An 18,302-nucleotide genomic window follows, 5' to 3' on the forward strand; every position below is an offset into this window, starting at 1 on the left:
GTCAGGCCTCCTCGGGGACGGCGGCGTCTCCGTCGAGCCGGCCCCGGATCACGTCGAACCGCTTCATCCGCTCCAGCACCGCCTCCGCCGTCGGATGCTCCATCTCGTCCACGATCCGTCCGTCGGCGAGGAAGAGCACCAGGTCGGAGTGGGCGGCGGCGCCCGGGTCGTGGGTCACCATGACGACCGTCTGGCCGAGTCGGTCGACGGCGTCGCGCAGGAAGCCGAGCACCTCGAGACCGGCCCGCGAGTCGAGGTTTCCGGTGGGCTCGTCCGCGAAGATCAGCTCGGGGCGCGAGGCGAGCGCCCGCGCGCAGGCGACGCGCTGCTGCTGGCCGCCGGAGAGCTGGGCGGGCCGGTGCGCGAGCCGGTCCCGCAGGCCCAGCGTGTCGATGACCTGGTCCAGCCACTTCGGATCGGGCCGCTTGCCCGCGATGTCCATCGGCAGGGTGATGTTCTCCAGCGCGTTCAGCGTGGGGATGAGGTTGAACGACTGGAACATGAACCCGATCCGGTCCCGCCGCAGCCGGGTCAGTTCGCGGTCCTTCAGCCCCGTGATCTCGGTGCCGCCGAGCCACACCTGCCCCGCCGACACGGTGTCGAGCCCGGCCAGGCAGTGCATCAGGGTGGACTTCCCGGAGCCGGACGGGCCCATGACCGCGGTGAACCTCCCGCGCGCGATGTCCACGTCCACCGAGTCCAGCGCGAGCACGGTGGTCTCCCCCGAGCCGTACGCCTTGGTCATACCTCGGGCGCGGGCCGCGATCCGGTCGGCCGGCGCCCCGTCCGGCGCAGCGGGTGTGGGCACGGCGGCCTCCTCGGTGATCCTGCGACCCTGCACGTTCTGGCTCATGTACTGCTTTGTCCCCGGCCGAGCGTAGTGTGACCGGGGCCACGCTCGGTATCCCCCGTTGAGCCGAGGCGGTCGGTTGCCGGCCAGGAGCGGCGCGCCGGCGCGCGAGGGTACGGGGGGCACCACGCCGGGCGCGCTCTGGGGCACGGTGGACCACGACGCCGCTCGCGCCCCGCGGTACGGGCACGACGATGCCGTTCGCGTTCAGCGGTACGGGGCATGGCGACGCCGTCCGCGCCGAGGGGCGGAGCGGACGACGAGGGCGGCGGCCGGGTGCCCGGAGCAGCCGTGGCGGCCGGGCTCCGTGGTCAGGCCCGGGCGGTGAGTGTGCCGGCTTCGGGACGCCAGGCGGTGCCCAGCACGCAGTACGAGGTCGGCAGCGCCGGGCCCTTCTCCGGCATCAGCACCCGGCGGTAGGGGCCGAGACGGAACCCGGCGTCGCGCAGGGCGGCGACCGGGTCGCGGGCCAGATGGCAGCCACCGCTCAGCGGCGGCCACAGGGTGCGGTCCAGCGCCCGCTGGGTGAGCCTCATGACCCGGCCGCCGCCCCTGCCGTGCTCGAAGAACCGCACCTCGCCGCCCGGCCGCAGCACCCGCCGCGCCTCGGCGAGGGCGCGCGGCACGTCGCGCACACTGCACAGCACCAGCGCGAGCACCACCGCGTCGAAGGCCTCGCTCTTCACCGGCAGGGCCTCCGCGGCGCCCGGCACCACGTCGACCGGGACGTCGGCGCGCAGCGCGGCCCGCACGGCGTGCTGCCGCAGCAGGCGTTCCGGTTCGATCGCGACGACCTCCGAGACCGTGCCCGGATAGTGCGCGAAGTTCAGGCCGTTGCCCGCGCCGATCTCGAGGACCCGCCCGGTCAGCCCGGCGAGCAGCCTCTCGCGCATCCCGGCCATGCCCAGCCGGGTCTCGGCGGCCACGCTGGCGCGGGCGTAGTAGCGGGCGAACAGCGGATGGTGGACGGGATCCCGGGCCGGCTTGCCGGAACCGGTGGACCGCAGCCGCATGGCGACCTCCCGGACAGGACGGGGCTACGGAGATTCTCCCCCGCACGGCGGCGCCGCACGCCCGTCCGTACGCCCCTCCGTCCGCACGGACGGACGGGCCCGAAACGACCGCCGCGCCCGCGCGACCGCGAGCTCCCTCGGACCCACCGGCCCGCCGGGCCGCACGGGCCGACGGCTCCGAGGCGAACGCCCGCCTGTACAGGGGCTCCTGGGAGGACGCCCCGCCGTACCGGTGTCTTCCGGACGAACGCCCGGCCGTGCCTTGCCTCGCCGGGTGCGGGAACCCGGCGACGCCAACGGCCCGGGCGTCCCTCGCCTCGCGTACCGGCGCCTCGGGGACGAGGGGCCCGCCGGTACCCGCGCCCCTGAGGCGGGAGCCCCGCTAGGCCAACGGCGCCGGTGCCTCCCGCGTCGTGAAGGACTCCGCCTCCCAGCGGCCGTTGAGACGGGGCGCCAGCCAGTTCGGGGCCGCCGTCCGGAAGGCGTCGGGGGGGAGGGCGCCGGCGCCCTCGGGCAGCGCGCCGAGCAGGGGCGCTCCGGCCACCTGGGGCAGGTCGGCGAGGTTGCAGCGCGAGGCGAGGTCGGGTTCCCCGGGCCAGCTGCCGATCACCACGCCGAGCAGGTCCAGCTCCCGGGTCCGCAGTTCACGCGCCGTCAGCTCCGTGGTGTTCAGCGTGCCCAGTCCGGCCGACGCGACGACGAGGACCGGCGCCCGCAGCAGCCGTGCCGCGTCCGCGAGCGTGCCGCCCGCCGCGTCGAACCGTACGAGCAGTCCGCCCGCGCCCTCGACCAGGACAAGGTCGTGCTCGGTGGCCAGCTTGGCGGCGGCCTCGGCCACCTCCTGCGGACGGACCGGCGTCCGCCCGGACCGCCGCGCCGCCGTCGCGGGCGCCAACGGCTCGGGGTAGCGGGCGAGTTCGCGGGCCGTCACCCGCCCCGCCAGCCGCGCCACCTCGTCGGCGTCGCCGCGCTCGCCCGGCCCCACGCCCGTCTGGGCGGCCTTGAGCACGGCCACCGACCGGCCCGCCGCGACCGCGGCGGCGGCCACGGCGGCCGTCGTGACCGTCTTGCCGACCTCCGTGCCCGTGCCCGTGATCACCAGTACCGGCATGTCATCCCTCCCGCACCGCCGCGCACACCGCGCGCGCGACGCGTGCCAGATCCGCGTCGTCCGTGACGTACGGCGGCATCGTGTAGATCAGGTCCCGGAAGGGCCGCAGCCACACGCCCTCGCGCACCGCGGCCCGCGTCGCCGCCGCCATGTCGACGTCGTGGTCGAGCTGCACCACCCCGATGGCGCCCAGGACCCGTACGTCGCGGACTCCTTCGAGCTCCGCGGCGGGAGCGAGCCCGTCCCGCAGTCCCGCCTCGATGCGCTTGACCTCCGCCCGCCAGTCCTGGCCGAGCAGCAGCTCGATCGACGCGCACGCCACGGCCGCCGCCAGCGGATTGCCCATGAAGGTCGGGCCGTGCGCCAGCACCGGCACCTCGCCGCGCGAGATCCCGTCGGCCACGCGCGCGGTGCACAGGGTGGCCGCCATCGTCAGATAGCCACCGGTCAGCGCCTTGCCCACACACATCACGTCCGGTGTCACGGCCGCGTGCTCCGCCGCGAACAGGGCACCGGTCCGCCCGAACCCGGTCGCGATCTCGTCGAACACCAGCAGGACGTCGTGGGCGTCGCACGCCTCGCGCAGCACCCGCAGATAGGCGGGGGAGTGGAACCGCATCCCGCCCGCGCCCTGCACCACCGGTTCGACGACGACGGCGGCCAGCTCGTGGGCGTGCCGTTCGATCAGCTCGCGCAGATGGGCTGCGTAGGCCTCCTCGTAGCCGGCCGGGGGCGCGTCCGCGAACACCTGACGCGGCAGCACCCCGGTCCACAGCTCGTGCATCCCGCCCTCGGGGTCGCACACGGACATCGGCTGCCAGGTGTCGCCGTGGTAGCCGCCCCGCCAGGTGAGCAGCCGCCGCTTGTCCGGGCGGCCGAGCGAGCGCCAGTACTGCAGGCACATCTTGGCCGCCACCTCGACCGACACCGAACCGGAGTCGGCGAGGAAGACGTGCTCGAGCCCCTCCGGCGACATGTCGACAAGGAGCTTCGCGAGCCGGACGGCGGGCTCGTGGGTGAGCCCGCCGAACATCACATGACTCATCCGCGCCAACTGACCGCGGGCCGCCTCGTTGAGCACCGGGTGGTTGTAGCCGTGGATCGCGGACCACCACGACGACATGCCGTCGACCAGTTCGCCCGCGCCGTCGGCGAGCGTCAGCCGCACCCCGCTCGCCGACTCCACGACCAGGGGCTCCTGGCGGCCGGGCATCGGACCGTACGGATGCCACACGTGCCGCCGGTCCAGCTCCAGCAGGTCGGGCACGCGCAGGCCGGACGGATCAGGCATTGGGCGCGAGGTCCGTTCCGGCCCCGCGGCGGCGTACGGCGACCAGGTCGGTGCGCGGCTCACCGGCGGCCGGCGCCGGCGCGGAACCGCAGACCCCGCCGCCCTCGTGGGAGCCGCACCCGGCGCCCTCGTGCGAACCGCATCCGGCGCCTTCCCGGGGCCCGCAGCCCGCGCCCGCGTCCACGCCCTCGCCGGACTCGTGCCCGGCACCCGCGTGCGCACCGCAGCCCGCGCCCGCGCCCTCGTGCGAGCCGCAGCCGCCGCCGGCCGTCGCGCGGTGCTCCGGCAGCGTGACCTGCTCGGCGCCCTCCACCTCGAATCCGGCGTCCGCGATCATCTCCAGGTCGGCCTTGCCCGCCTGGCCCTCGCTGGTGAGGTAGTCGCCGAGGAAGATGGAGTTGGCCAGGTGCAGGGCCAGCGGCTGCATGCTGCGCAGATGGACCTCGCGGCCGCCCGCGATGCGCACCTCCACGTCCGGGCAGACGAACCGCGTCATGGCCAGGATCCGCAGGCAGCGCTGCGGGCTGAGGTTCCACTCCTGGGCGAGCGGGGTGCCCTCGAACGGGATCAGGAAGTTCACCGGAACGGAGTCCGGGTCCAGTGCGCGCAGCGAGAAGACCACGTCGACGAGGTCCTCGTCGCTCTCGCCCATGCCGGCGATCAGACCGGAGCATGCGGACAGCCCGGCCGCGTGCGCCTTCTGCACCGTGTCCACCCGGTCGGCGTAGGTGTGGGTGGTGGTGATGTCGCCGTACGTCGCCTCGGAGGTGTTGAGGTTGTGGTTGTAGGCGTCGGCGCCGGCCTCGCGCAGCCGCTCGGCCTGGCCGTCGGAGAGCAGGCCGAGGCAGGCGCACACCTCGACGCCCTCGTTCTGGTCCTTGATGGCCTTGATGGTCTGGGAGACCCGGTCCACGTCCCGGTCCGTCGGGCCGCGCCCGCTCGCCACGAGGCAGACCCGCTTGGCGCCCCCGGCCAGCCCGGCGGCGGCGGCCTGGGACGCCTCGTCCGGCTTGAGCCAGGTGTACTTGAGGATGTCCGCCTTGGAACCGAGCCGCTGGGAGCAGTAGGAGCAGTCCTCGGGGCACAGGCCGGACTTGAGGTTGACGAGATAGTTGAGTTTCACCCGTCGGCCGAACCAGTGGCGGCGTACCTTTCCGGCCGCGGCCACCACATCGAGCAGGTCGTCGTCGGAGGTGGCCAGCACGGCCAGAGCTTCCTCGCGGGTCGGCAGCTCGCGCCGAAGCCCCTTGTCCACCAGCGTGTTCAGCAGGTCCATGAGAGCCGATCCTGTCCTACGGGAGTGCCCGGGGCCAAGGAGAGTTTGCACAACAGAGACGGATCGACGTGTGGGTATTGCCACACCATGGGGTGTCGGCCGTGCCGCTAGGGTCTGTCCACTGCCTACAAAAGCCCCGGAGGACCCATGGCGTTCGGCTGGATCGACGAGCAGGCCCGGGCGCGCCGCCGCGCCGGACTCGTCCGGACCCTGCGGCCCCGTCCGGCCGAGTCGACGCTGCTGGACCTCGCGAGCAACGACTACCTTGGGCTGGCGCACCACCGGGAGGTCACGGAGGGGGCGGCGGCCGCGGCCCGTGTCTGGGGCGGCGGCGCCACCGGCTCGCGGCTGGTCACCGGCACCACCGAGCTGCACACCGAACTCGAACGGGAACTGGCCGACTTCTGCGGCTTCGAGGCGGCGCTGGTCTTCTCCTCCGGGTACGCCGCCAACCTCGCCGCGGTCACCGCGCTCGCCCCGCACGGCTCGCTGATCGTCTCCGACGCGGGCAACCACGCCTCGCTGATCGACGGCTGCCGGCTGGCCCGCGGCACCACACAGGTCGTGGAGCACGCCGACCCGGAGGCCGTGCGCAAGGCCCTGGGCACGCACGACGGGCCCGCGGTGGTCGTGTCGGACACCGTCTTCTCGGTCGACGGCGACGCGGCCCCGCTGGCCGGGCTCGCCGCGGCCTGCCGGGAGCACGGCGCCGGGCTGGTCGTCGACGACGCGCACGGCCTGGGCGTGCTCGGAGCCGGTGGGCGCGGCGCCGCGCACGCGGGGGGACTCGCGGGCGACGGCGACGTGGTCGTGACGGTCACGCTGTCCAAGTCGCTCGGCAGCCAGGGCGGCGCCGTGCTCGGGCCCGCCCGGGTGATCGAGCATCTGGTCAACGCGGCGCGCACGTTCATCTTCGACACCGGGCTCGCCCCCGCGGCGGTGGGTGGCGCCCTGGCGGCGCTGCGGCTGCTGCGCCGGGAGCCGGAGCGGGCGGCGCGGGCGCGTGCGGTGGCGGCCGAGCTGCACGCCCGCCTGACCGCCGAGGGCCATCGGGCGGTGCGTCCGGACGCCGCGGTCGTCTCCGTAAGGGCGCCCTCCCCGGAGGCGGCCGTGCAGTGGGCGGCCGACTGCCGGGCGGCGGGCCTGGCCGTGGGCTGCTTCCGTCCTCCTTCCGTGCCCGACGGCATCTCACGGCTCAGGCTGACCGCCCGCGCGGACCTCTCCGCGGCGCAGATCGAACGCGCTGTTCGGGTGATCGGAGAGACGCGACCATGAGTCGGCGTGACACGGCCGTTTCTCGCGCGATGCGGATGTGGTCAGTCGGTTCGGGGGTACGGGGTCTACGTCGGGGGTGTACCGGGGGCCGTCACCGCAGCGCGGTGAGGAACCCCGCCCAGCTCTCGGGGGAGAAGAGCAGCGCGGGCCCGGCCGGGTCCTTCGAGTCGCGCACGGCGAGCACTCCGGCTTCGGGGCCGGAGCGCGGCGTGGCCGTCTCGACGCAGTTGTTCGCTCCCGTGCTGTAGCTGCTGCGCAGCCATCGCACGCCGTGCAGATCGGTACTGGAGGGGACGTTCCGAGGCAGAGCGGACATGATGCCTCCCAGCGCTGTTATGCGCCCTCACCCATCGCGGCGATGAAATCCAACGAGTCCTCGGGGGAAAGGGCGTGGATCCGAAGGGTGTTGAAGGCCTCGGTGTAGGCCTCTAGGTCTTCTTTCCGTTCGAGATAGAGGCTACTCGTCAGGTGGTCGAGAACAACCACATCTAGATCAGAAGTGCTCAGGAACGAGAAGATAACGAAAGGTCCGGTGATGCCGATGTGCGCGCCGGCGCCGAACGGCAGTACCTGGAGCCGTACTTGGGGCAACCGCGCCGCCTCCACCAGCCGGTTCAGCTGCCGCGCCATCACCTCGGGCCCTCCGACCTCCCGGCGCAGCACGGCCTCGTCCAGTACCGCCGCCAGTTCCAGCGGCGGCCGGGCGCGCAGCACGTCCTGCCGGGCCAGCCGCACCTCCACCAGCGCGTCCAGCCGCTCGTCGTCGAGCCCCTCGACGGCGGCGCGGGTCACCGCGCGGGCGTACTCGGGGGTCTGGAGCAGTCCGGGGACGACCGAGGTCTCCAGGGTGCGCATCCCGCTCGCCTGGGACTCCAGGCTGATGAAGTCCCGGTAGGTGGACGGGAGTACCCCGCGGTACGCGTGCCACCAGTGATGCCTGCCGCCGCGGTCCTCCGACCCGGCCAGCGCCATCAGCAGCTCGCGCAGCTGGGCGTCCGCGACGGCGTACGCGTCCAGGAGCAACCGCACGTCGGCCGGTTTGACCCCGCTGGCGCCGGTCTCGATCCGGCTGACCTTCGACTGGTGCCAGCCCACCATCCGGGCCGCCTCACCGCTGGTGAGACCCGCACCGGTGCGCAGCGCGCGCAGTTCGGCGCCCAGTTTCCGACGGCGCACCGCGGGACCGTTCTGCATGCGCTCCCACCTACTCCCTCCGGGCCGCCCAAATACGCTCTGCCGTGGCAGAGTTCACCGCTTCGAGCGACAGATATATGCATATCCTGGTGGATCGCCACCGCGAACGACGCGGTAATGGCAGTCTGACGACGAAGCACCAGTCCGGGACCGTACTCGAACCATCCGCTCCGTGTCGGACTGCGGTCCCGTGGGAAAGGGACGACGTCGCCATGGCAGACCATCTGGAAGCATCCGTCACTCTGCCGAGCGATCCGGCCTCGGTCGCCGCGGCCCGCGCCTTCGTGGTGGGCACCCTGGCGGAGTGGGGTCTGTCGTCGGACTCGGAGACCGCAGACACCGTCCGTCTCATGGTGTCCGAACTCGCCACCAACGCCGTTCAGCACACGCTCGGGCAGTCGCCCACCTTCACGGTGGACCTGGTGCTCGCCCGCGAGGAGCAGTTGCGCATCGGGGTCACCGACAGCCACCCGCGGCTCCCGAAACGGCTGCCGGCCGCCGTCCAACAGGACAACGGCCGGGGCATGGTGATCATCCGGTGGCTCACCGTCGAGTGCGGTGGCAGTCTGACGGTGCGGCGCACCCGCGAGGGCGGCAAGACCGTCTGCGTCGAGCTTCCGTGGACGGCGCGGGTCCGTCCGGGGCCGGTCCCGGCCGCCGGTCAGCAGGAGCCGTAGGGCGGCGTCCTGCGGGGCCTGACGGAGCGGGCCCACCGGGGGACTTGCGGGGCTGGGCCCGGCAGGGTCCGCGGACACCGTGCGGAGGAGCCGGCGCGGCCCGTGGCGGAGCCGGGGCGCCGGGCGCCCCGGTGGGTGGTGACGGCGCCCGGGGCGCCGTCACCGTGTCCAGAGGGTCAGCTGACCCGCCCGTACCAGACGCTCTTCGTCCAGATCTTCTCCAGCCTCACCACGTCCCCGGACTTCGGTGCGTGCCAGATCTTGTTGTGACCCGCGTAGATGCCGACGTGGTACACGTTCGAGCCCGAGTGGAAGAACACCAGGTCCCCGGCCCGGCGGCTCCTCGCGGAGATGTGGTGGGTCTTGTTGTACTGCTGGGAGGCGGTGCGGGGCAGCTTCTTGCCCGCCTTCTTGAACGAGTAGAGCGTCAGCCCCGAGCAGTCGAACCTCCGCGGGCCCGACGCGCCCCACTTGTAGGGGGCGCCCTTCTTGGAGGCCGCGACCTGGAGGGCCTTCGTCGCCGTCGTGGCGGCAGCGGCGTCGGTGGCGACACCCGGGACCACGATGGAGCCGCCCACGGCGGCGATGGTCAGCGCCGAGGCGGTGCCGGCCCGGGCCATCAGCGACGGGACACGATTGAGCGCAGTCATGCGCAACCCTTCGTCAACCGCCTGTGAAGGATGACCTGTCGGATTCGGGCTGGCGAAGTAGCCCGGCCGCGTTGCCGCGGCTTCACCCCAAGGGCTGCTCGGCCCGGCCATGGTGTGACCGTTCCGGCGACCCGTCGTGCCTGGGTCCTCCACTCCTGCCGATGCACTTCTGTCGACCGGTCATCCGGGCGGCGGCAGGACTCGGCGTCCGCCCGGACCGCCCCGCCGGTGTGGCGGGGGCTTGTCGTCAGACAGGGATCTTCACCTACTCATGTCCGAAAATCCCAACGGAACCGGGGATTTGTGTTGTTACTCACCACTCACCCGTTCGGGTGGACACCCACACGATCGAATGAATGTCTCACCCCCTGACGACCCCCGGACCAGCACCGGAAGGGCTCGTTCCGCCAACCGGGCGCGCGTGTCGCGCAACTCGTGGGGCCCGGAAAAAGCAGCGACGCTTACGCCGTTGGGCGGTAACCCGTTCGGCTCGTTTCGGGCCTGTCGCCAACGTCCGGTGCGGAGCGCGGACATGGCGGCCGGCGGAGCGCGGCGGCGCCCGCCGGGTCAGTCCGGCGGCAGCGTGACCCGGGACGTGCGCCGCTCGCCGTCCAGCACGCGCAGCGCCCGCGCCAGGGTGTCCGCGTGCAGTTCCGTCTCGCCCCGCTCGTGCATCAGCGCGAGGGCGTCGCGCAGCTCGATCGCCTTGCGGACGAGCGCCTGAGCGGCTCTCAGGGCCCGATAGGTGCCCTCGTGGCGGGCGGGGTTGACGCGGCCCAGCAGATCGACGGCGTCCAGGTAACGGTCGATCAGCTCGGCCTCCGCGCGCGTCAGCGCGGGCAGCGGCGGCAGCTCGGGAGGCAGCACCGGCGGCTCACCTCGCGTCCGGCGCGGCGGCGGGACCCTTGCGGCTCTCGACGATCCGGTCCACCAGCCCGTACTCCAGCGCGTCCCGGGCGTCGAGGATGGTCGTCCGTTCGAGGTCCGCGCGCACCTGCTCGGGCGTCCGTCCGGTGTGCCGTGCGAGCAGCTCCTCCAGACGGGCCCGGATCCGCAGCAGCTCCTCGGCCCGGACGGCCAGGTCGGACGCCTGACCCTCCATCGGCTCGGGCAGCACGGGCTGGTCGAGGACCACGCGCGCGCCCGGCAGCGCGTACCGCTTGCCCGGGGTGCCCGCCGCCAGCAGCAGCGCGGCGGACGAGGCGACCTGGCCCAGGCAGATCGTCTCCACGTCGCAGGTCACGAAGCGCATCGTGTCGTAGACGGCCGTCGCCGCGGTGAACGAGCCGCCGGGGGAGTTGAGGTACAGCGAGATGTCCCGGTCGGGGGACTGGTGTTCGAGGTGGACGAACTGCGCCGCCACGTCGTTCGCAGAGGTGTCGTCGACCGGGGTGCCGAGGAGGACGATCCGCTCCTCGAGCAGCTTGGAGTACGGATCCAGGGTCCGCCGGCCGGCACTGGTGTGCTCGGTGAACTCCGGCAGGACGTAGCGGGCGGACGGTCGGATCATGACGTACCCCTCCATGCGACAGGCGGTGGCCGGCAGAGCTGCTGTCTGTAAAAAATGTACAGGACGTACGTAAGTCTGTGGGGGCGCCGGCCCGGCGGGCGGGTGTCGGGTCGTGCGCGGCGCGCTCCTGCGGGAAGCTGGGGGCACGGCCTCTCGACCCCCCAGAGGACTGCCATGGCGTTCTCCGAGATTTCCCGGCGGCACCCCCGCCCGCGGCTGTCCGTCTCCGCCCTGGCGCGGGAGAACGAGCTGCTGCGCGAGGAGGTCGCCCAGCTGACGTGCGCCCTGACCTCGCGTGCCGTCATCGACCAGGCCATCGGCGCCGTGGTGACCCTCGGCCGGATCGCGCCCGAGGACGCCTGGCAGGTCCTGCGGGACGTCTCCCAGCACACCAACACCAAGGTGCGCACGGTCGCCGAGCACGTGCTGAAGTTCGCCCAGGGCGGCGCCCTGCCGGACCCCGAGCTGGACGAGCTCCGAAAGGCGCTCGGCCGACGCGCCCTGCGGTTCCGGGGTGGCGGGCGCGAGCGCTGAAGCCGGACCGAAAGGCCCGTAGGCTGGAGGTATGGCCTACGAGATTCCGGTGACGCAAGCCAGGGCTGAACTCGCCGACCTGATCAACCGGGTGGTGTACGGCGGTGAGCGCGTGGTGGTCACGCGGCACGGCAAGCCGCTGGTCGCCCTGGTCTCGGCCGCCGACCTCGAACGGCTCGAGGAACTGGACGAGGCCGCCACGCAGTCCGCCGACGGGCAGGTGGCCAGCGCGGTCTCCCGGGTCCGCGACCTGCCGTCCGTGCCCCGGGAGCGGCAGCGCTTCGGCATCACGGCCGAGCACCGGGGGCCGGACACCCGGTGACGGCGACGCGGCGCACCCGCGTCAGGGCGCGCAATGAGCGGACCGGCTCCCGGTCATGGGGAGCCCAAGGCCCGGTTAACGTCGGCGAAACTCCGGCGAACTAGCCTGCCCCTCCATGCCACCTGGGGTTTTTCCGTCCGGATTGCCGAAGATCGCGCAGTTCGTCCGTGTGTTACACCTGTCCCCGTAGCGGTGGCTGCGGCAACCGGACCCCGCACGGTCCGGAGCGAGGACTGTGAGGTGGGCACGTGCAACTGACCCCGCACGAACGAGAGAGGCTGCTCATCCATGTGGCGGCCGACGTGGCCGAGAAGCGCCGGGCCCGCGGGCTGAGACTGAACCACCCCGAAGCGATCGCGCTCATCACGTCGCACATCCTCGAGGGCGCCCGCGACGGGCGCCCCGTCGCCGAGCTGATGGCCTCCGGACGCGAGCTGCTGACCCGGGACGACGTCATGGAGGGCATCCCGGAGATGATCCACGACGTCCAGGTGGAGGCCACCTTCCCGGACGGCACCAAGCTCGTCACCGTCCACGAGCCGATCGTCTGAGGGGGCGCCGGTGATTCCCGGAGAGATCCTGTTCGCCGAGGGGCCGATCGTCTGCAACGAGGGCCGCGAGGTCACCCGGCTGACCGTCCTCAACGCGGCCGACCGTCCGGTCCAGGTGGGCTCCCACTACCACTTCGCCGAGGCCAACCCCGGCCTGGACTTCGACCGCGCCGCGGCCCGCGGCAAGCGGCTGAACGTCGCCGCGGGCACCGCCGTGCGCTTCGAGCCCGGCATCCCCGTCGACGTCGAACTCGTGCCGCTCGCCGGCGCCCGTGTGGTGCCCGGGCTGCGCGGGGAGACCGGAGGTGCCCTCGATGCCTGAGATCTCGCGCGCCGCCTACGCCGACCTGTTCGGCCCCACCACCGGCGACCGCGTCCGGCTCGCCGACACCGACCTGCTGATCGAGATCGAGGAGGACCGCTCCGGCGGCCCCGGGCTCGCCGGGGACGAGGCCGTCTTCGGTGGCGGCAAGGTCATCCGCGAGTCCATGGGCCAGTCCCGCGCCACCCGGGCGGACGGCACCCCCGACACCGTGATCACCGGGGTCGTCGTCATCGACCACTGGGGGATCGTCAAGGCCGACGTCGGCATCCGCGACGGGCGGATCACCGGCATCGGAAAGGCGGGCAACCCCGACACCATGGACGGGGTCCACCCCGACCTGGTGCTCGGCCCGGAGACCGAGGTCATCGCGGGCAACGGGCGGATCCTCACCGCCGGCGCCATCGACGCGCACGTGCACTTCATCTGCCCGCAGATCGCCGACGAGGCGCTCGCCGCCGGCATCACCACCCTCGTCGGCGGCGGCACCGGCCCCGCCGAGGGCTCGAAGGCGACCACCGTGACGCCCGGCCCCTGGCATCTGGCCCGCGTGCTGGAGGCGCTGGAGGCCCACCCGCTCAACATCGGCCTGCTGGGCAAGGGCAACACCGTCTCGCACGAGGCGATGCTCTCCCAGATCCGCGGCGGGGCGCTGGGCCTGAAACTGCACGAGGACTGGGGCTCGACGCCCGCCGTCATCGACGCCGCGCTCACCGTCGCCGACCGGACGGGCATCCAGGTCGCCATCCACACGGACACACTGAACGAGGCCGGGTTCGTGGGCGACACCCTCGCCGCGATCGGCGGCCGCGGCATCCACGCGTACCACACCGAGGGCGCGGGCGGCGGACACGCCCCGGACATCATGACCGTGGTCTCCGAACCGCACGTGCTGCCGAGCTCGACGAACCCGACGCGCCCCTTCACCGTCAACACCGCCGAGGAACACCTCGACATGCTGATGGTGTGCCACCACCTGAACCCGGCGGTGCCCGAGGACCTGGCCTTCGCGGAGTCGCGGATCCGCCCGTCCACCATCGGCGCGGAGGACATCCTCCACGACCTGGGCGCCATCTCCATCATCTCCTCCGACTCCCAGGCCATGGGCCGGGTCGGCGAGGTCGTCCTGCGCACCTGGCAGACCGCGCACGTGATGAAGCGGCGCCGGGGCGCGCTGCCGGGCGACGGACGAGCCGACAACCACCGGGTGCGCCGCTACATCGCCAAGTACACGATCAACCCGGCGCTCGCCCAGGGCCTGGCCCGCGAGATCGGCTCCGTGGAGACCGGCAAGCTCGCCGATCTGGTGCTGTGGGAACCGGCGTTCTTCGGCGTCAAGCCGTACCTCGTCATCAAGGGCGGCCAGATCGCGTACGCGCAGATGGGCGACGCCAACGCCTCCATCCCGACACCGCAGCCGGTGCTGCCCCGGCCGATGTTCGGGGCGATCGGGCGGGCGCCCGCGGCCAACTCGGTCAACTTCACGGCCCCGCTCGCGATCGAGGACGGGCTGCCGGAGCGGCTCCAGCTCGGCAAGCGGTTCGTCGCGATCGAGTCGACCCGCCGGGTGACCAAGGCGGACATGCGCGAGAACGACGCGCGGCCCCGGGTCCACGTCGATCCCGACAGCTTCGCCGTGTACATCGACGGGGAACTGGTCGAGGCGGCCCCGGCGGCCGAACTGCCCATGGCCCAGCGTTACTTCCTGTTCTGATGACCAGGGCAGCGCTTCTCGTCCTGGCCGACGGCCGCTTTCCCGCCGGGGGGCACGCGCACTCCGGCGGCGCCGAGGCGGCCGTCCGGGCCGGGCGCGTCACCGGTGCCGCGAGCCTGGAGGACTTCTGCCGCGGCCGGCTGCACACGGCGGGGCTGGTCGCCGCCGCCCTCGCCGCGGCCGCCGCGCTCGGCTGCGACCCCGGGGAACTGGACGCCGCCGCGGACGCGCGGACCCCGTCCCCGGCGCTGCGGAACGCCGCCCGCAGGCTGGGGCGGCAGCTGACGCGGGCGGCCCGGGCCACCTGGCCGTCGCCTGAACTCGGCGCACTGGCACGGGCGTTCCCGAAGGGCGCGCACCAGCCCGTGGTGCTCGGGCTCGTCGCACGGGCGGCGGGGCTGGCGCCCGAGGACGCGGCGTACTGCGCGGCGTACGAGAGCGTCGGCGGTCCGGCCACGGCCACCGTGCGCCTGCTGAGCCTGGATCCCTTCGACGCCACGGCGGTACTGGCCCGGCTCGCGCCGGAACTGGACCGCACCGTGGACCGCGCGGTCGCGGCCGCGCGGCGCGTGCCGGAGGGCGGCGCCGACGAACTTCCGGCCGCCTCCGCGCCGTTGCTGGAGATCGGCGCGGAGGAGCACGCCGCCTGGCCGGTGCGCCTCTTCGCCTCCTGAGTCCGTCCTTCCCCCGCGTTCCGTCCTCCCCGTACTTCGTCCCTCCCTGTAATTGCGTCCCCTCGGTACTCCGCTCCTCCCTTCCGAGTCCTCGTCCCGAGTCGGTCCCGACTCCTCGCCCCGAGCCCGTCCTGGAGCCGCCCTCATGCATCTCGACCACGCCCATCCGCACACCGGTCCCGCGGTCGGCGCCGACGCGCACCGGCCCGACGGCAGGCGCCGGGCCCTGCGGGTCGGCCTCGGCGGACCCGTCGGGTCCGGGAAGACCGCCACCGTCGCCGCGCTCTGCCGGGCCCTGCGCGACGAACTCGCGCTCGCCGTCGTCACCAACGACATCTACACGCGCGAGGACGCCGAGTTCCTGCTGCGCGAGGCCGTGCTGCCGCCCGAGCGGATCACGGCCGTGGAGACGGGCGCCTGCCCGCACACGGCCATCCGGGACGACATCTCGGCCAACCTGGAGGCGGTCGAGGACCTGGAGGACACGGTGGGCCCGCTGGACCTCGTCCTGGTGGAGTCCGGCGGGGACAACCTCACCGCCACCTTCTCCAAGGGGCTCGTCGACGCGCAGATCTTCGTGATCGACGTCGCGGGCGGCGACGACGTCCCGCGCAAGGGCGGCCCCGGTGTGACCACGGCCGACCTGCTCGTCGTGAACAAGACCGACCTCGCCCCGTACGTCGGCTCCGACCTGGCGCGGATGGCCGCCGACGCCGAGGCGGCCCGCGCCGGGCTGCCGGTCGTCCTGCAGTCCCTGCGCGGCGAGGACGGCGTGCGGGAGGTCGCCGACTGGGTGCGGGCCCGGCTGGCCGCGTGGACCGCGTGACCGCCACCGGCGTCCGGGCCGGCGCACGGATCGTCGCCGCGGACGGAGGCCGGCACGGCACCTCCCTGCCCGTCCTCGCGGGCGAGGGGCCGCTCGCCCCGCGGCGCACCCGCTCGGAGTCCGCCGAGGCGCGGGTCGTGCTCGTCGGCGCGATGAGCGGCCCGCTGGGCGGCGACCACTTCACGGTCGAGGCACACGTGTGTCCCGGAGCCCGGTTGCGGGTCGGTTCGGCCGCCGCCACGATCGCGCTGCCGGGGCAGACCAAGGGCGAGGCCCGGTACGACGTACGGCTCACCGTCGACGACGGGGGAGAACTGCGCTGGCTGCCCGAGCAGTTGATCTCCGCCCGGGGCAGCGATCTGCACGTCACCACCCGCGTCGACCTGGCGCCGACGGCCCGGCTCGTGCTGCGCGAGGAACAGGTGCTCGGACGCGCGGGCGAGGAACCCGGACGGCTCACCAGCCGTCTCACGGTACGGATCGCCGGGCGGACCGTCCTCGACCAGGAACTGAGCTGCGGGCCCGGCGCGCCGGGCGGCTGGGACGGACCGGCCGTCCTCGGCGGACACCGGGCCGTGGGGCAACTCGTCCTGGTGCGGCCGGAGTACGCTGTCGAGCCGGTCGCGCCCCGGACGGTGGGCGAGGGAGCCGCCCTCGTCCCGCTCGCCGGTCCGGCCGCCCTGGTGACCGCCGCGGCCCCCGAGGCGCGGCTGCTGCGCCGGGCGCTGGACGAGGCGCTGGCGACGCTCGGCTGACCCTCCGTCGGGACTCCGCTCAGCGGGACACCCCGCGCCGGTTATCGGATTGGTAAAGAAGGTCAACGAAGTCTGTTGCCGGACGTCTCGCAGCCGCAAGGATCCTTCCCTACTATTCGCAACGATGTACGGGGAGATCCCACTTGAGGGACATGAGACGTAAGAGCCGTGTGGCGGCGCTCGGTTCGGCCGGCGCCCTCGTCACGGCTACCCTGATAGCCGGCGCGGTGTCGGCGCCCGCGGCGAGCGCGAACAACCGCCAGGGCCAGGACCGCGAGGCGCGCGGTGCCGCGATCGCCGCGGCCCGTGCCGCGAAGGCCGGCATCGACTGGCAGGACTGCCCCGCCAACTGGGGGCTCGCCAAGCCCATCCAGTGCGGCTGGGTCACCGTGCCGGTCGACTACGCGAAGCCCTTCGGCAAGCAGATCAAGCTGGCGGTGGACCGGATCGGGAACACCGGCACCCCGCAGGAGCGCCAGGGCGCGCTCGTCTACAACCCCGGCGGCCCGGGCGGCTCCGGCCTGCGCTTCCCGACCCGCGTCACCAACAAGAGCGCGGTCTGGGCGAACGTGGCGAAGGCCTACGACTTCGTCGGCTTCGACCCGCGCGGCGTCGGCCACTCGGCGCCCATCTCCTGCGTCGACCCGCAGGAGTTCGTCAAGGCGCCCAAGGCCGACCCGGTCCCGGACTCCGAGGCCGACAAGCTCGCCCAGCGCAAGCTGGCCCGCGAGTACGCCGACGGCTGCTACGAGCGCAGCGGCGCGATGCTGCCGTACATGACGACCCCGAACACCGCGCGCGACCTGGACGTCATCCGCGCCGCGCTCGGCGAGAAGAAGATCAACTACCTGGGCGTCTCCTACGGCACCTACCTGGGCGCCGTCTACGGCACGCTGTTCCCGGGCCACATCCGCCGGATGGTCGTCGACAGCGTCGTCAACCCGGCGCGGGACAACATCTGGTACAAGGCCAACCTCAACCAGGACGTCGCCTTCGAGGGCCGCTGGAAGGACTGGGAGGACTGGGTCGCCAAGAACGACGCGGCCTTCCACCTGGGCACCACCCGCGACGCCGTCCAGGCGAAGTGGCTCGAGCTGCGCGCCACCGCGAAGAAGAACCCGATCGGCGGGGTCGTCGGCCCGGCCGAACTGATCGGCTTCTTCCAGAGCGCGCCGTACTACGACTCCGCCTGGGTGCCGATCGCGACGGTGTTCAGCAAGTACGTCGCCGGCGACACCCAGGCCCTGGTCGACGCGGCCGCCCCCGACATGTCGGACACCGCGGGCAACATCGCCTCGGAGAACGGCAACGCCGTCTACACGGCCGTCGAGTGCACCGACGCCAAGTGGCCCACCAGCTGGCAGCGTTGGGACCGGGACAACACGCGGCTCAACAAGGACTACCCGTTCATGACCTGGGCCAACGCGTGGATGAACCTGCCTTGCGCGACCTGGCCGGTCAAGCAGCAGACGCCGGTCGACGTCAAGACCGGCCCGGGCCTGCCGCCGGTGCTGATCGTGCAGTCCACCAACGACGCCGCGACCCCGTACGAGGGCGCCGTCGAGCTGCACAAGCGCTTCAAGGGCTCCCGTCTGATCACCGAGAAGGGCGCCGGCTCGCACGGCGTCACCGGTCTGGTCAACCCGTGCATCAACCCCCGGGTGGACGCCTACCTGCTCACCGGCAAGGTGGACGACGCGGACGTGACCTGCACGCCGCACGCCACGCCGCAGCCGTGACCGGATGAACACGAGGGC

Annotated in this window: 21 protein-coding genes and 1 riboswitch; of the genes, 11 read left to right on the top strand and 10 right to left on the bottom strand. The window is 73.2% G+C overall.

Translation table 11 applies throughout. From position 1 onward, the window contains the following. Position 1: 1 nt before the first annotated feature. From ACIPM1_RS06260 to bioB, 5 genes are all read right to left on the bottom strand, one after another. Positions 2-853: an ABC transporter ATP-binding protein gene (locus ACIPM1_RS06260; protein WP_402429654.1), complete on the bottom strand. Its 852-nt coding sequence runs from the start codon at positions 851-853 to the stop codon at positions 2-4. Positions 854-1,161: 308 nt separating this feature from the next. Next, positions 1,162-1,863 (bottom strand): class I SAM-dependent methyltransferase, encoded by a 702-nt coding sequence (locus ACIPM1_RS06265; RefSeq protein WP_402429657.1) that lies wholly within the window; start codon positions 1,861-1,863, stop codon positions 1,162-1,164. Positions 1,864-2,245: 382 nt separating this feature from the next. Then, positions 2,246-2,974 carry a dethiobiotin synthase gene (bioD, locus tag ACIPM1_RS06270; RefSeq protein WP_402429660.1) on the bottom strand — a complete coding sequence of 243 codons (729 nt, stop codon included), beginning with the start codon at positions 2,972-2,974 and terminating at the stop codon, positions 2,246-2,248. 1 nt (position 2,975) lies between these two features. Beyond that, on the bottom strand, positions 2,976-4,265 hold the full coding sequence (locus ACIPM1_RS06275) for an adenosylmethionine--8-amino-7-oxononanoate transaminase (RefSeq protein ID WP_402429663.1): 1,290 nt from the start codon (positions 4,263-4,265) through the stop codon (positions 2,976-2,978). After that, positions 4,258-5,541 carry a biotin synthase BioB gene (gene bioB / locus ACIPM1_RS06280; RefSeq protein WP_402429666.1) on the bottom strand — a complete coding sequence of 428 codons (1,284 nt, stop codon included), beginning with the start codon at positions 5,539-5,541 and terminating at the stop codon, positions 4,258-4,260. Before bioB ends, ACIPM1_RS06275 begins: the two co-directional genes overlap by 8 nt. A gap of 147 nt (positions 5,542-5,688) precedes the next feature. On the opposite strand from bioB, the gene ACIPM1_RS06285 reads away from it, so the two are divergent. Beyond that, positions 5,689-6,816, top strand: a complete 1,128-nt coding sequence (locus tag ACIPM1_RS06285; protein ID WP_402429668.1) for an 8-amino-7-oxononanoate synthase — start codon at positions 5,689-5,691, stop codon at positions 6,814-6,816. A 91-nt stretch (positions 6,817-6,907) separates the two neighbouring features. Here the strand turns inward: ACIPM1_RS06285 and ACIPM1_RS06290 are convergent, their stop codons facing one another. Both ACIPM1_RS06290 and ACIPM1_RS06295 read right to left on the bottom strand, forming a co-directional pair. Next, on the bottom strand, positions 6,908-7,132 hold the full coding sequence (locus ACIPM1_RS06290; protein WP_356180415.1) for a DUF397 domain-containing protein: 225 nt from the start codon (positions 7,130-7,132) through the stop codon (positions 6,908-6,910). Positions 7,133-7,149: 17 nt separating this feature from the next. Further along, positions 7,150-8,010, bottom strand: a complete 861-nt coding sequence (locus ACIPM1_RS06295; RefSeq protein ID WP_402429671.1) for a helix-turn-helix domain-containing protein — start codon at positions 8,008-8,010, stop codon at positions 7,150-7,152. A 212-nt stretch (positions 8,011-8,222) separates the two neighbouring features. Here ACIPM1_RS06295 and ACIPM1_RS06300 point away from each other — a divergent pair, with 212 nt between their 5' ends. After that, a complete protein-coding gene (locus ACIPM1_RS06300; RefSeq protein ID WP_402429674.1) occupies positions 8,223-8,687 on the top strand; it encodes an ATP-binding protein in 465 nt (154 codons plus the stop codon). Positions 8,688-8,863: 176 nt separating this feature from the next. On the opposite strand, the gene ACIPM1_RS06305 is transcribed toward ACIPM1_RS06300, so the two are convergent. The 3 genes from ACIPM1_RS06305 to ACIPM1_RS06315 all read right to left on the bottom strand — a co-directional run bounded on the left by ACIPM1_RS06305 (position 8,864) and on the right by ACIPM1_RS06315 (position 10,847). Continuing rightward, positions 8,864-9,337: a C40 family peptidase gene (locus ACIPM1_RS06305; RefSeq protein ID WP_402429677.1), complete on the bottom strand. Its 474-nt coding sequence runs from the start codon at positions 9,335-9,337 to the stop codon at positions 8,864-8,866. Positions 9,338-9,340: 3 nt separating this feature from the next. Next, positions 9,341-9,522: riboswitch (cyclic di-AMP (ydaO/yuaA leader) on the bottom strand. Positions 9,523-9,904: 382 nt separating this feature from the next. Continuing rightward, positions 9,905-10,204, bottom strand: coding sequence for a hypothetical protein (locus ACIPM1_RS06310; protein ID WP_402429680.1), 300 nt, complete (start codon positions 10,202-10,204; stop codon positions 9,905-9,907). A gap of 7 nt (positions 10,205-10,211) precedes the next feature. Continuing rightward, entirely contained in the window at positions 10,212-10,847 is a 636-nt protein-coding gene (locus ACIPM1_RS06315) for an ATP-dependent Clp protease proteolytic subunit (protein WP_402429683.1), read from the bottom strand. A gap of 174 nt (positions 10,848-11,021) precedes the next feature. On the opposite strand from ACIPM1_RS06315, the gene ACIPM1_RS06320 reads away from it, so the two are divergent. From ACIPM1_RS06320 to ACIPM1_RS06360, 9 genes are all read left to right on the top strand, one after another. Further along, the gene (locus ACIPM1_RS06320) at positions 11,022-11,381 is read left to right on the top strand and encodes an ANTAR domain-containing protein (protein WP_402429686.1); all 360 of its coding nucleotides are present in this window, start codon (positions 11,022-11,024) and stop codon (positions 11,379-11,381) included. Between the two features lie 31 nt (positions 11,382-11,412). Beyond that, the gene (locus ACIPM1_RS06325; protein ID WP_402429689.1) at positions 11,413-11,703 is read left to right on the top strand and encodes a type II toxin-antitoxin system Phd/YefM family antitoxin; all 291 of its coding nucleotides are present in this window, start codon (positions 11,413-11,415) and stop codon (positions 11,701-11,703) included. 248 nt (positions 11,704-11,951) lie between these two features. Continuing rightward, the gene (locus tag ACIPM1_RS06330; protein WP_402429692.1) at positions 11,952-12,254 is read left to right on the top strand and encodes an urease subunit gamma; all 303 of its coding nucleotides are present in this window, start codon (positions 11,952-11,954) and stop codon (positions 12,252-12,254) included. A 10-nt stretch (positions 12,255-12,264) separates the two neighbouring features. Beyond that, positions 12,265-12,576, top strand: coding sequence for an urease subunit beta (locus ACIPM1_RS06335; RefSeq protein ID WP_356180391.1), 312 nt, complete (start codon positions 12,265-12,267; stop codon positions 12,574-12,576). Further along, the gene (locus ACIPM1_RS06340; protein WP_402429695.1) at positions 12,569-14,290 is read left to right on the top strand and encodes an urease subunit alpha; all 1,722 of its coding nucleotides are present in this window, start codon (positions 12,569-12,571) and stop codon (positions 14,288-14,290) included. The genes ACIPM1_RS06335 and ACIPM1_RS06340 overlap by 8 nt, the downstream gene beginning before the upstream one ends. Next, the gene (locus tag ACIPM1_RS06345) at positions 14,290-14,964 is read left to right on the top strand and encodes an urease accessory protein UreF (protein ID WP_402429698.1); all 675 of its coding nucleotides are present in this window, start codon (positions 14,290-14,292) and stop codon (positions 14,962-14,964) included. Before ACIPM1_RS06340 ends, ACIPM1_RS06345 begins: the two co-directional genes overlap by 1 nt. A gap of 145 nt (positions 14,965-15,109) precedes the next feature. Beyond that, the gene (ureG, locus tag ACIPM1_RS06350; protein ID WP_356180382.1) at positions 15,110-15,790 is read left to right on the top strand and encodes an urease accessory protein UreG; all 681 of its coding nucleotides are present in this window, start codon (positions 15,110-15,112) and stop codon (positions 15,788-15,790) included. After that, the gene (locus ACIPM1_RS06355) at positions 15,778-16,545 is read left to right on the top strand and encodes an urease accessory protein UreD (protein ID WP_402429701.1); all 768 of its coding nucleotides are present in this window, start codon (positions 15,778-15,780) and stop codon (positions 16,543-16,545) included. Before ureG ends, ACIPM1_RS06355 begins: the two co-directional genes overlap by 13 nt. Positions 16,546-16,697: 152 nt before the next feature. Next, positions 16,698-18,284 (top strand): alpha/beta hydrolase, encoded by a 1,587-nt coding sequence (locus ACIPM1_RS06360; protein ID WP_402429704.1) that lies wholly within the window; start codon positions 16,698-16,700, stop codon positions 18,282-18,284. Positions 18,285-18,302: the final 18 nt, after the last annotated feature.

The sequence above is a fragment of the Streptomyces sp. NPDC086766 genome (assembly GCF_044746005.1).
In the GTDB taxonomy this organism is placed as follows: Bacteria; Actinomycetota; Actinomycetes; order Streptomycetales; family Streptomycetaceae; genus Streptomyces.